Origin of the sequence: Microcoleus sp. SVA1B4, from assembly GCF_036700545.1 — a bacterium.
In the GTDB taxonomy this organism is placed as follows: Bacteria; Cyanobacteriota; Cyanobacteriia; order Cyanobacteriales; family Microcoleaceae; genus Microcoleus.
The window spans coordinates 61,182-73,106 of sequence record NZ_JAUBPB010000021.1 but is presented as its reverse complement, the minus strand read 5'-3'; the positions used below and the strand labels follow the sequence as shown (position 1 = coordinate 73,106).

General features: G+C 45.4%; 9 protein-coding genes and 1 tRNA gene. 9 read left to right on the top strand and 1 reads right to left on the bottom strand.

The window, feature by feature from the left end:
- Positions 1–800 precede the first annotated feature (800 nt).
- From QT987_RS12540 to mutT, 8 genes are all read left to right on the top strand, one after another.
- A complete protein-coding gene (locus QT987_RS12540; RefSeq protein WP_333240266.1) occupies positions 801–2,168 on the top strand; it encodes an IS4 family transposase in 1,368 nt (455 codons plus the stop codon).
- Between the two features lie 486 nt (positions 2,169–2,654).
- The gene (locus QT987_RS12535; RefSeq protein WP_333240238.1) at positions 2,655–3,689 is read left to right on the top strand and encodes a site-2 protease family protein; all 1,035 of its coding nucleotides are present in this window, start codon (positions 2,655–2,657) and stop codon (positions 3,687–3,689) included.
- A 64-nt stretch (positions 3,690–3,753) separates the two neighbouring features.
- Positions 3,754–4,431: a PEP-CTERM sorting domain-containing protein gene (locus QT987_RS12530; protein ID WP_333240236.1), complete on the top strand. Its 678-nt coding sequence runs from the start codon at positions 3,754–3,756 to the stop codon at positions 4,429–4,431.
- A 158-nt stretch (positions 4,432–4,589) separates the two neighbouring features.
- A tRNA-Leu gene (locus tag QT987_RS12525) sits at positions 4,590–4,671 on the top strand.
- 73 nt (positions 4,672–4,744) lie between these two features.
- A complete protein-coding gene (locus QT987_RS12520) occupies positions 4,745–5,527 on the top strand; it encodes an RNA methyltransferase (RefSeq protein WP_333240234.1) in 783 nt (260 codons plus the stop codon).
- A 984-nt stretch (positions 5,528–6,511) separates the two neighbouring features.
- On the top strand, positions 6,512–7,471 hold the full coding sequence (locus QT987_RS12515) for an RNA polymerase sigma factor, RpoD/SigA family (RefSeq protein WP_333057356.1): 960 nt from the start codon (positions 6,512–6,514) through the stop codon (positions 7,469–7,471).
- A 220-nt stretch (positions 7,472–7,691) separates the two neighbouring features.
- Positions 7,692–8,033: a DUF760 domain-containing protein gene (locus QT987_RS12510; protein ID WP_172187001.1), complete on the top strand. Its 342-nt coding sequence runs from the start codon at positions 7,692–7,694 to the stop codon at positions 8,031–8,033.
- 188 nt (positions 8,034–8,221) lie between these two features.
- Complete coding sequence (mutT, locus tag QT987_RS12505) at positions 8,222–8,626, top strand: 8-oxo-dGTP diphosphatase MutT (RefSeq protein WP_333240232.1); 405 nt, start codon at positions 8,222–8,224, stop codon at positions 8,624–8,626.
- 54 nt (positions 8,627–8,680) lie between these two features.
- Here the strand turns inward: mutT and QT987_RS12500 are convergent, their stop codons facing one another.
- Entirely contained in the window at positions 8,681–9,919 is a 1,239-nt protein-coding gene (locus QT987_RS12500; protein WP_333240230.1) for a histidine kinase, read from the bottom strand.
- 53 nt (positions 9,920–9,972) lie between these two features.
- Here QT987_RS12500 and QT987_RS12495 point away from each other — a divergent pair, with 53 nt between their 5' ends.
- Positions 9,973–11,697: a DUF2079 domain-containing protein gene (locus QT987_RS12495; protein ID WP_333240228.1), complete on the top strand. Its 1,725-nt coding sequence runs from the start codon at positions 9,973–9,975 to the stop codon at positions 11,695–11,697.
- Positions 11,698–11,925 lie beyond the last annotated feature (228 nt).

The window sequence follows — 11,925 nt, the reverse complement described above, 5'->3', positions numbered from 1 at the left end:
CACGAACTTAATTAAATGCCTTCAGACTTTCAACCAAAATCCTTTGTTGACAAGGGTTTTTCAGTCATCGTCAAAAATTTCTGTTTATTTGATAATTTACGCAAACTTAACAAATTTTCTGTATAGGCGATCGCTTTACATCTGCCGCGCTTTGCTAACGGTTTGGTGTGCGATCGGACAAATACTTTGTTAATGCTTAACTTCTATGATTTTTGCTTCTTCACACGATTATCATACACCCAAGTTCTATTTGCGATCGTAAAGTTTGTGTAACCTTTTTTGGATAGCAATCCCCGCCTCAACCAGAAACATCCGCTACACGCTCGTTTCCCACGCAATGACAGGTAAAAAATGCGTAATTCCTAAAATAGTTAGAATTTACACTTGCTTTTTTTCTAATTTCTGATAATATGAACACCAAGGTGAAATTTGGATTAAAGCCTAAAGCCCAAACAAATATCACTAAAGCTTCTTCACAAAATACTTCAATACTTCCATGCTTCCTTAAAATAGGGGCAAATTTCGCCTTGAAACTTTCCGTTTCCAGAAAGACTTAGGGCGGCTCGAAAATCTCAAAAACCCAGCGGAGAAAACATACAAACACAATTGGGCGATCGATTCAAGACAATTCAATAATACTTACGCACAGTTCCCCCTGGTCGATCCGAAAGTCTAGATCCCCCTAAATCCCCCTTAAAAAGCTATGCTTTATAAGGATCTTTCTTAACAAGAAAGTTGACAAAAATAAACATCTATGCTGTTAAACGATCGGGTGATTGCCCAGGAGTCAGGTTAAAATGATCGAGCAATGGGTAAGACAAGAATTAGAAAAAACTGACTTAGGAGATCCAAGAAGGACAAATAGATTCATGAAAATTGTCTCTAATTTAAGCAATAAACCAGAATCTAGTGTACCTGAAGCGAGTGGTACATGGGCGGAAACTAAGGCTACTTACGATTTCTGGGATTCACCATACATCAAACCAGCTCAGCTTAGGAAAGGACACGTAGATGCGACAGTAGAAAGAATCAAAAATCATCAAATTGTCTTGGCAATACAAGATACAACCGAATTAAATTACACTACTCATAAAGCAGTTAAAGGAGTCGGATATCTTGATAGTAAATATGCCAGTGGATTGAAAGTACATTCAACTTTGGCCGCCACAACAGAAGGGCTACCATTAGGAATTATCGACCAATATGTCTGGGCAAGAGCGCCAAAATATTTAGGTAAAGCTGCTAAACGTTCTCAAAAATCAACTGAAGAAAAAGAAAGTCAAAGATGGCTTGATGCTTTAAAAAACACGTTATATATCATCCCTAATTCGCAAAAAGTAGTCACAATTGCCGATCGAGAAGCAGACTTTTATGACTTATTTGCCTGCGCCAACCGTGACAAAGCAGATTTTTTGATTCGAGCTACTCAAAACAGATGTTTAGAGTTTTCATCCAACCATCTTAAAGCAGAGATGGAGTTAGTCGAACCGCAAGCCACGATGACTGTTGAATTAAAGCGCAACCCGACTCGACCATCACGAGTAGCAACTTTAACTATTCGGTATAAAACCTTAACTATTCAACCCCCTAAAAATCGGGCTAAACAAGAGAAATTAAGTCCGCTCGAACTGCAAGTTATTTTAGTAAGAGAATCATCAGCACCATCGGAGGCAGAAGCAATTGAGTGGTGGCTGTTAACAACTTTACCTATTACTTGTATTGAGGATGTGACTACTTATGTGAGGTGGTATAGTTATCGTTGGTTGATTGAGCGTTATCATTATGTATTAAAAAGTGGTTGTGGAATTGAGAAGCTGCAATTAGAAACAGCAGAGAGGTTGGAAATGGCTCTAGCTACTTATTCGATAGTAGCTTGGCGTTTGCTTTATATTACTCATCTGGCTCGCAGCGCGCCTGATGCCAGTTGTGAAACTATGTTATCACATCGAGAATGGCAGGCTCTTTATGCAACAATTTATCACAAAAGTTATCCTCATTCTTCCCCGCCAACTTTAGGGGAAGCTGTTGGTTGGATTGCCAAATTGGGAGGTTTTTTAGGACGAAAACATGATGGTTTTCCAGGAGTTAAGACTTTGTGGCGTGGCTTGAGAAGATTGGATGATATTATGACGGGTTGGCTACTATTTAATCAACTGAAAACAACTTGAATTTGTATGTTTTCAGGGTGAAATAGCTGCGCTCGCAAATTGTGTCGCTCCTATCAACGATAATTTTGGTAAACCGCCGTGAGCCAATGGCAGAAAAACATTTTATTCTATTAGTTCAAAATGTGCGATCGGGAAAAACCCCGAACGCACTTGAGCCAACTCATTGAAAGACGGAGATATCAATGAAAACTCGAATCAGGATAATTCGTATTCGATCGTCCGCGAGCGCCCCCATATCCGCTACACAAGTAGTTACTTTTGTCAACTTTCTTGTTAAGAAAGATGTTTATAAAGCATAGCTTAAAAAGGGGGACTTTGAGTAAGTTGTCTGGTTCTCCCCGATGTTTTGGGAGACGAGTGAAACTCTTGTCCCCCCCTTCTTAAGGGGAGTAGGGGTTGGCTAGGGGGGATCGAGTTTCTGCCTAAAACGCGTAATTCCTTCTTCCTTCTTCCTTCTTCCTTCTTCCTTCTTCCTTCTACCAAACCATGCAACTAAAATCAGCGGTGCAGTGGATACCTCATCCCGACGGTTATTGGATACTTCGCAATCCCGAAGACATTACCTGTATTCAAGTTGACGACTTTGACAAACAGGTAATTTTGCAATTAAGTCAACAACCACTAACTAATATTCTCGCTGAATACGACCTGGATTTAGAAGATGTGCAAAATCTTTTGAAAGACTTAGCACAAGCAGGAATGCTAGAAGGAACCAAGCCACCGAAAGCCAAATTTAACCTGCTATCCTTCACAATTCCCCTAGTCAATCCCGATGTTTTGCTATCGCGGCACATCGACAAAATCCGCTGGATTTGGACGTGGGAATTTGGCTTCTTCCTGTGCGCTTTCATCGCTTCCTCTGTAGCAGTGTGGTTTGCTTCTTCTGCCGAAGTCACAGCCTCACATCAGCAGTTGTGGATAGTCGGCAAAAATGACACTATTTTCACATTTGTATTGCTAACAATGCTAGTAATAGCTTTGCACGAATTAGGTCACGCTTTCACGCTCAAACACTACGGCGGCATAGTTAAAGAAATTGGATTGTTGTTTATGTGTCTCATCCCCGGATGTTACACAGATACAACCGACCAATACAGTTTAGTCAGGCGGAAACAGCGGCTTTTAGTAGTAGCGGCGGGAGTATTGATTCAAGTAACAATTTGGGCATTTGCTGTTTGGATATGGCTGTTATCTCAGTCCAATCCAATTTGGCATCAAATTAGTTACCTGTTGATGGTAGCAGCATTGCTGACAGTGGCAATTAACTTGAATCCGTTGAATAAATTTGACGGTTATTATTTGTTAGTAGCTGGAACTGGCATTAACAATCTGCGACAAAGGTCGTTTGATTTTTATGTGGACTTGTTGCGGAGGGAGGAGATTGAGGAAGCAGCGGAAACGCAATGGATTTTAGCGGCTTATGCGCCTTTGAGTATAGTTTATACTGTTTGGGCTTTTACTTACTTAATGTCTTTGATAGGAAATTGGGTTTTGTTAAATATTCCGATTTTTTCACCGTAGAGCAATCACGGGCGTCCCGCCCCTACCACGAAATTCAAGTTGATTATTTTAGGGGTTTACTGAAATGAATGTTTATCAAAAGTTGGGTCTTGTTGGCGGAAGTTTGAGTTTTGCTGTTGTCAGTCAATGTTTTTCTGCACAAGCTGCTACTCTAACTCAAGCTTATACTGTGGATCTGGGTTCGCAGCCGTTAAATAGCAGCACGAATGTGGTTTTGCCCAAGTTTAATTCGCTGTTAGGAACGCTATTAAGGGCTTATGTTACGGTTAAATCTACTGTTAATAACACTGTTAGCATTACTCCTTTGACTGGAGATTTTCTGGGGACGGCGGCGAGTAATGCAAGTATTGCTGTGAATATTCCGCTGTTAAAAGTTGACCCTAATTTGACTTTAAGTGTGTTAGCCAGTCCGCCGGAAACGAGGATTGCTAATGGCGCTACGGGAAGTGTTAGCGGTTCGGCTGCCGGTGTTGTGTCAAAGAGTTATGATTCCCAGCAGTCTCTGAGTGCGTTAAGTGGATGTGATGGTGATACTTTTATCGCAGGTTTGATGACTAATGGTTTTACTCAAGTTATAGGGAATCCTGTTAGGGGAAATTTCGACGGTAAGGTTGCGGTTAACACTACAGTTAGTGCAATTTATGAGTATGAACCTGTACCGGAACCGATGACTGCTGTTGGTACGTTGCTGGCTGCTGGAATGGGTTTGTGGTGGAAGAAAAAGGCGGCAAAAAAGGTGTAATATTAATTTGAAGTTTCCCCTAGCCCCCCTTAATTAAGCAGGGTGGATAGGGGGAATCTCAAAGTTCTCCCTATTACTCGCAGCCCAGAAAAAAATAAATTCCCCAAAACACTTGACAGATTCGCGGAGGTATGGCAGAGTAGTAATTCGTGACCGATGCGGAACTGGCGGAATTGGTAGACGCGCATGATTCAGGTTCATGTGGTGCAAGCCTTCCGGGTTCAAGTCCCGGGTTCCGCATTCCCAAGGCAGAAGGAAGTTTGGGGTTAACCCGATACAGGCAATAACCCCATTCGCTCTGCTGAATTAAACAATGCTGACAAGTATTCAAAACCCCCTAGTTAAAGAAATCCGCAAGCTGCACAGCTCGAAGGGACGCAGGGAACAACAATTATTTTTACTCGAAGGGACGCACTTGCTGGAGGAAGCTTGCGCGGCAAAATACCCGCTAGCAACGGTTTGCTGCACTCCCGAATGGCTGGATCAGCACGGGGAACTTTGGGAGCAAGTTGGTAATTTAGCCGATCGCACAGAATTAGTAAGTGCAAAAGTGTTAGAGTCGATCGCCACGACAGTCCAACCCGACGGCATTGTCGCCACCGCACCCCGCACCGCAACAGATCCCGCAAAATTGTCAACTTTAGGAATAGCCCTAGAAACAATCCAAGATCCCGGCAACTTGGGGGCGATCGTCCGCACGGCTGCGGCTGCTAATGCCGACGGTTTGCTGCTGAGCGCAGACAGCGCCGATTTAGACCATCCCAAAGTGCTGCGCGCCTCCGCAGGAGCTTGGTTTAAGCTGCCAATGGCAGTCAGTCCAGATTTAGCCGCCGAAGTCTCCGCGTATAAAAATCGAGGAATGCAAATTTTAGCAACTGTCGCCGGGGCCAGTTTAAGTTATTGGGAAGTAGATTTGCGAGTGCCGACTCTGATAGTTTTGGGCAACGAAGGCTCTGGTTTGTCGGAAGAATTGAGGAGTTTGGCCGATCGACAAATCCAAATTCCCCTGAGTCGTGGCGTAGAATCTTTAAATGTGTCGATCGCCGGAGCCCTGATCTTGTACGAAGCTCAACGGCAAAGAAGTCAATCGATTTGAGATTTTAGATTTTAGATTTTAGATTGAAGCATTGAGCCCACGGATAAATTCGGGGGCCAGTTTATCGGATACAGGTTTTTTATTTCTGGACGGATGAATCACGTGGCGGGTATCCTGGATGCTTTCGGTCATTAGTTATTAGCCATTAGTCATTAGTCATTATCTGTTGGGGCGGGTTCATCAATATCTGTAACTTCATATTCAGGGCAGCCACGGGGGGCTGCTCCTACAAGATAATGAAACAGCTCTGCCCCTCTACCAATCTCCCCCTCTGAGATGTGGCGGCTTTTGTTTATATTGATGCAAACTGTAAAGCCAGGAAAGCGGATACTCTCGTATCAACAGTCCAGGCTGGCATGAAATAAATGTCAGGAACGAGCGGGCTAAAGCCACTGAGCTTGTAAGAAATTACAAGCTATTCTGACCAGCCTAAGTCTTAACTGACTACGTTATTTGAGTCACGACACCGGCGAATGCGAAGCTAGTTTTCCGCTCTGTCATCTGCAATTAAACAGTCTTAAAGTCACGCTCGACAGTGTTGCAGGTCTAAAAAGCTCTTATAACCTTGACCGACAAGCTAACATTACCCGAAAGGGACTCGGAGACAACCATATCTCCATAGAGGGGCAACCATACCCCTCTAACCCCGCAAGGGGATTCAAGGCGATTGAAATCGCCGTGTCGTTTTCCTCTCAGGGCTGAAGCCACTGAGTTTCCCACTTACCGAGTATTTTTTATGAAGAAGTGTAGCCAAGTGCTCTCACAAATGTTAAGATTCTTAACATAACGTAGTATTGTGCACGCCCCAACCAAAACCTAACCTGAGACGGTTCTGACTGGGAGTAGTAGCTAGCTACCATAAAATTAAGCCTCTTTAAATGGAAGGAAAGCGCAAGTCCCCGCCCGCTTTCCTTCCCAGCTAAAGCTAGGGGTTTGCGACTACCGCAAACCTTTAGAGGCACAGATCCTCAGCGGGAAAAGCTCATGAAAACTCTTAAGTCCTCAGATACAGATTCTGTTCGCGCTTACTTGCGGGAAATCGGCCGCGTTCCCTTGTTGACCCATGAGCAAGAAATACTCTACGGGAAACAGGTACAGCGCTCAACCGCACTGCATCAGGAGAAAAATATTTTAGCCGAAGAGTTAGGCCGCGACCCGACGGCGGCTGAATGGGCACAGGCAGTTGGGCTGTCTGAGGCACAGTTGCAGCGGACGATCGAACACGGGGAAAGGGCAAAGCGCCAAATGGTGGAAGCGAATCTCCGCCTGGTAGTGTCTGTTGCCAAGAAATATATCAAGCGCAACGTAGATTTACTGGATCTAATTCAGGAAGGCACGATCGGGATGCAGCGGGGAGTAGAAAAATTTGACCCGACTAAGGGCTACAGATTTTCTACTTATGCTTATTGGTGGATTCGTCAGGCAATTACTCGGGCGATCGCCGAAAAAGGCCGCACCATCCGCTTACCGATCCACATTACCGAAAAGCTCAACAAAATTAAAAAAGCTCAGCGCCAACTTGCTCAACAGCTTGGTCGCGCGGCCACGGCTGCTGAATTGGCATCCGAGTTAGAGTTGACTCCCAAACAGATTCGCGAATATCTCGATCGCGCGCGCCTGCCACTTTCCCTGGACTTGCGCGTGGGAGACAATCAAGATACAGAGTTGGGCGATTTGTTGGAAGATACGGGTACTACCCCGGAAGATTTTGCCCTGCAATCTTCCCTGCGGACTGACTTAGACCAGCTAATGGCGGAACTGACTCAGCAACAGCGAGAAGTGCTCGCCTTGCGGTTCGGTTTAGAAGACGGGCAAACCCTAACTTTGGCAAAAATAGGCGATCGTCTCAACATCAGTCGGGAACGAGTGCGGCAAATAGAACGGGAAGCTTTGACCAAACTCCGCAAGCGCAAGCAAGATATCAACGATTATCTAGCCAGCTAGGTAGATTGGGGATTGGCGATCGGGGTCTCCCCCTTGCAATCCCCAATCTAAAATCGTAAAAACCGCCGCTTTTAATTCGGTTGTGCCCACTTGGTTGCTATGATTGTCCTGCTACATTAGTAATTACTTAGTAATAAAGATCAGCAGCGATCAGATAAGGGTTATTTAATTTAACCGCCCGCGTCTAACATAACAAGCTGTGTCTGAAACGGAGGTACTCGTGAGCAACTCATCTAATAAATCCCCAGAATTCTTTGAAGAAGACGGAGAAAATGCCAACTTATTATGGCAATACGTGCAGTCAATGGCTCCCGACACAGTTTCTCAGTTGTCTAAGCCGACTTCTCACGAAGTGTTTCAAGTAATGGAACGAAATATTGTTGGACTATTGGGGAATTTGCCTTCGGAACACTTCGGGGTGACAGTGACTACCAGTCGCGAACATTTGGGTAGATTGCTCGCCTCGGCTATGATTAGCGGTTATTTTCTCAAAAATGCCGAACAGCGAATGACTTTTGAAAAGTCCATACAAGCCAGTGAGAGACATGGCTCGGACGATTAGTAGATTCTTAACATTTAAGTGATCCAAGTGTCAAGCCCCCCCTCGCAAGATGGGGGCTTAATATTTTAGATTTTAGATTTTAGATTTTAGATTTTAGAGGGTTGATTTTAGATTAAATAATTGAATAATTATTGATATTATTCTTACATTCCCAATTCCCCATTCCCCATTCCCCATTCCTAATTAATATGTCTCTTCCTCCTGTTGCCCACAAAGTTATCGGCGTTGCTGCAATCTGGAACGATCGCCAACAAATTTTGATTGACAAGCGCCGACAACATGGACTGCACGGGGGTTTCTGGGAGTTTCCGGGCGGAAAAATAGAGCCTGGGGAAACAATCGAAGCTTGCATAAAACGGGAAATTATGGAGGAGTTGGGGATTGTCGTAGAAGTTGGCGATCGCTTGATTACAATTGACCACGACTACACTAAATTTACAGTTAGATTATACGTGCACCACTGCCGCCACGTCAGCGGTGAACCGCAAATGATCGAATGCGATGAAATTCGCTGGGTGACACTCGACGAAATTGACCAATTTACTTTTCCCAAGGCAAACGCACAGATTATTGCTGCACTGCGGAAAATTTGAGCTGTAATATAAAATTCGGTTGCTACTGAACAACTGACAAATGACAGCTAACTTTTATTTTTGGACGGGCAGAGTAAAGTGAAAACAACTGCCTCTATCGGGTACGGAGTCTACCCAAATTTGACCGTAGTGCGCGCGGATGATGCCTTGACACAGAGACAGCCCAATGCCGTAACCGTCTTTTGATTTATCTCGCTGCAACCGAAAGCTGTCTTCAAAAATGCTCGCGCAATCTTCTTCAGGAATTCCCGGCCCGCTGTTGCAAATGCTGACTTGAACTTTGTAAGCGGTGCGGTGGAGAATGGACAGATTAACCGTTCCTTGGTCTGGGGTGTACTTGCTGGCGTTGTCAAGCAGGTTGACTATGACTTGTTTGATGCGATCGGGATCGGCATAAACCAAGGGCAAATCTGTGGGAATGTCTGTTTCTATGTTCAGACTTTTCGCCTGAAATTTGTCTTGAAATTGCCCTATTACATCTTGACAAATCGCTCCCAGTTCGATTCTTTTGGGTTCAATGTGGAGTTGAGCGTTTGTACCCCGGGCTGCTTGCAGGATATCTGTAATCATACGATCGACAATTCGGATTTGGCGCCGGGCTTGTTTCATCAAATGAGCCGCCAGACTCGGTGTCAAACGTGACTTTTCCCCCTCTTTCACCTTCTGACTTGACTCCAAAGTCTCCAAAGCCAAAGATGCGGCAGTCAACGGATTACGCAAGTCGTGAGCTAGCATCGCAATAATCCGGTCTTTCAACTGCAACTGCTCTTGCAAGTGTTCTTTTTCCTGTTTGAGGCGAAAAACTTCATCAGAAAGCTGCACAAGTTCGGCCGCGCAAGCAACGGAATAGATGGGTTTTGCGTCAGTCAGGGTTTCCGCAATAGCTGCGGCCGACTGCTGCCCAGGTGTGTATTCGTCTACAGAACGCTTCCAGCGGGGCCACCAGTGTTCGAGTTGGGCGATTAAATTGCTGCCGGCGAGAGTTTGTCGCGGATCGGGATGAATTTTGAGCAGCGAGGGAGTGGCTACAAGTTTAAAGTGTTCGGCTAAATCGGGCTGTTCTCCTACGTCGATGATTTGAAGCTCAAAGTCGCACTCTGCCTTCAAATCCTTTAGGGACTTGCGGATGTGTCTGGTCTGTTCCCTGGAAGAGGGACGCTTGTCTACGAACAGCAAAAGCTGTAAAAGCGGTGCGGGATTTACCGGCTGTTCGGGAGAACAGTCAGTGCCGCTGGTGCCGAGTGTTGGATGGACGCTGTTGAGCTTTTCGATCGGGTGAAAATAATTGAGCATTGCCGAGCCGAGTTATTTCACTTCTACTTTAATTTAATACTTACTTTAGATTTATGCTATTGTCCGATAATTTCATTACAGGCGGGCCGATGATATTTTTGAGATGGAAGAAAAATGAGTCGCTGCGGGTGGTGGTTCAAGTGGCGGCCGCCTTTTTTGTGCTGTGCCTGTTGCTGACGCTGCACCGCTACTACAGCTTTTACGCTACTTACGACCAAGGCATTTTCAATCAACTTTTTTGGAACGGCACTCGGGGTCACTTGTTTGAGAGTTCCCTCTCTTCGGCTTTGTCCACTAATGTGGTTCACCAAAACCAGCTCCCGGAAGTATCTTACTACCGGTTGGGGCAGCATTTCACCCCGGCGCTAATGCTGTGGCTGCCAATTTACTCGCTGTTTCCCTCGCCCGTCACTTTGACGGTGTTGCAGGTGACTTTAATTACGGCGGCTGGAGGAGTGCTCTATGCTCTCGCCAGACACTATCTGGAACCCCGGCTGTCGGCGACAATTGTTGTGAGCTATTACTGCGCTAACGCGGTCATCGGCCCGACTATGGGCAATTTTCACGATGTTTGTCAAATTCCGCTGTATGTCTTTGGCTTGCTGCTGGCGATGGAGAAGCGCTGGTGGCCCTTGTTTGGGATTCTGGCAACTTTAATTTTGGCCGTGCGAGAAGATGGGGGAGTTGTTTTATTTGGCGTCGGAGTTTACCTGATTTTGAGCCGGCGCTACCCTCGGACTGGTTTGGCTGTCTGCATACTCAGTTTTGGTTATATGATCGTCCTGACCAATCTGATTATGCCTTTGTTTTCTGCTGATATATCCCAGCGGTTTATGATGGAGCGCTTCGGTCAATATGCCGAGGGAGATGAAGCTTCTACTCTAGAAATTATTTGGGGAATGGTGAGTAATCCCGGACGGTTGGTAGCTCAGTTATTTACGCCGTTTTTTGGTAAGATTAGATACCTGCTTGGCCAGTGGTTGCCATTAGCTTTAGTGCCAGCTTTCGCACCTGCGTCTTGGATGATAGCTGGATTTCCGCTGCTGAAGCTATTTTTAGCAAAAGGAGAGTCGGTGCTGGCGATTAATATTCGCTATGCGATGACTGTGGTTCCAGGGCTTTTTTATGGGGCGATTCTGTGGTGGGCCCAGCGTCAAAAGGAAGAAGATAGAATGGTGAGAGAGGAAAGAATGTTTTTGCGTTTTCCTTCTGCTTTATTTCCTCTCCCTTCTTCTTCAAAGTTTCGCCGCTTTTGGGCGTTTTGCATCTGTTTGTCGCTATTTTTTACCTTCACTTCTAACCCAAATCGGACTTTTTCTTTGATTTTGCCCGATGCGATCGATCCTTGGGTGCAGGTTCCTCTCGTCAGACAATGGCAGCACGTTTTGCAAGTGCGACCGCTATTGGCTCAAATTCCTGCTGATGCTAGCGTGGCAGCGACGAATACTATTGTGCCGATTTTGTCAAGCAGGCGGGAAATTCTCAGGTTTCCGATGTTGGAACTCCGCAATGATGCGGGGAAGGCAGTGAAGATGCAATATGTAATTGCCGATTTGTGGCAGTTGCAGCAGTATCAGGCTGCGTTTCGCGCGGAACGGGGACAGTTGCGGGAGATCGTACCGGCGATCGATCGAATGTCCAAATCTGGAGAGTACGGCATTGTTGGCTTTGAAGACGGCGCGATTTTGATGCGTCAGGGTGCTGTTTCTAATTCTGCATCAGTTGCTGCTTGGACTCGTTTTCGGCGCGAATTGGAGCCGATTTTGAAGAAACAGTAAGCGGGTAGGCGCGATCGCCATTGCTGCCCTCAGTGGCTCAAATCTTGAGGAAACCTGTTTTTTTCAGGTAATGGCGATCGAGCAATTTCCTGCAAAAACCAGGTTTAGCCATGATTTTCTGTCTTTGTTGCTGCCAAAAGTCAGGCATTCGGCATCAACTTGCGCTCAACTTAAATTTAAGGGTGATAATTATACAATAAATCTGTTAATCCTAAACATTAAGTTATA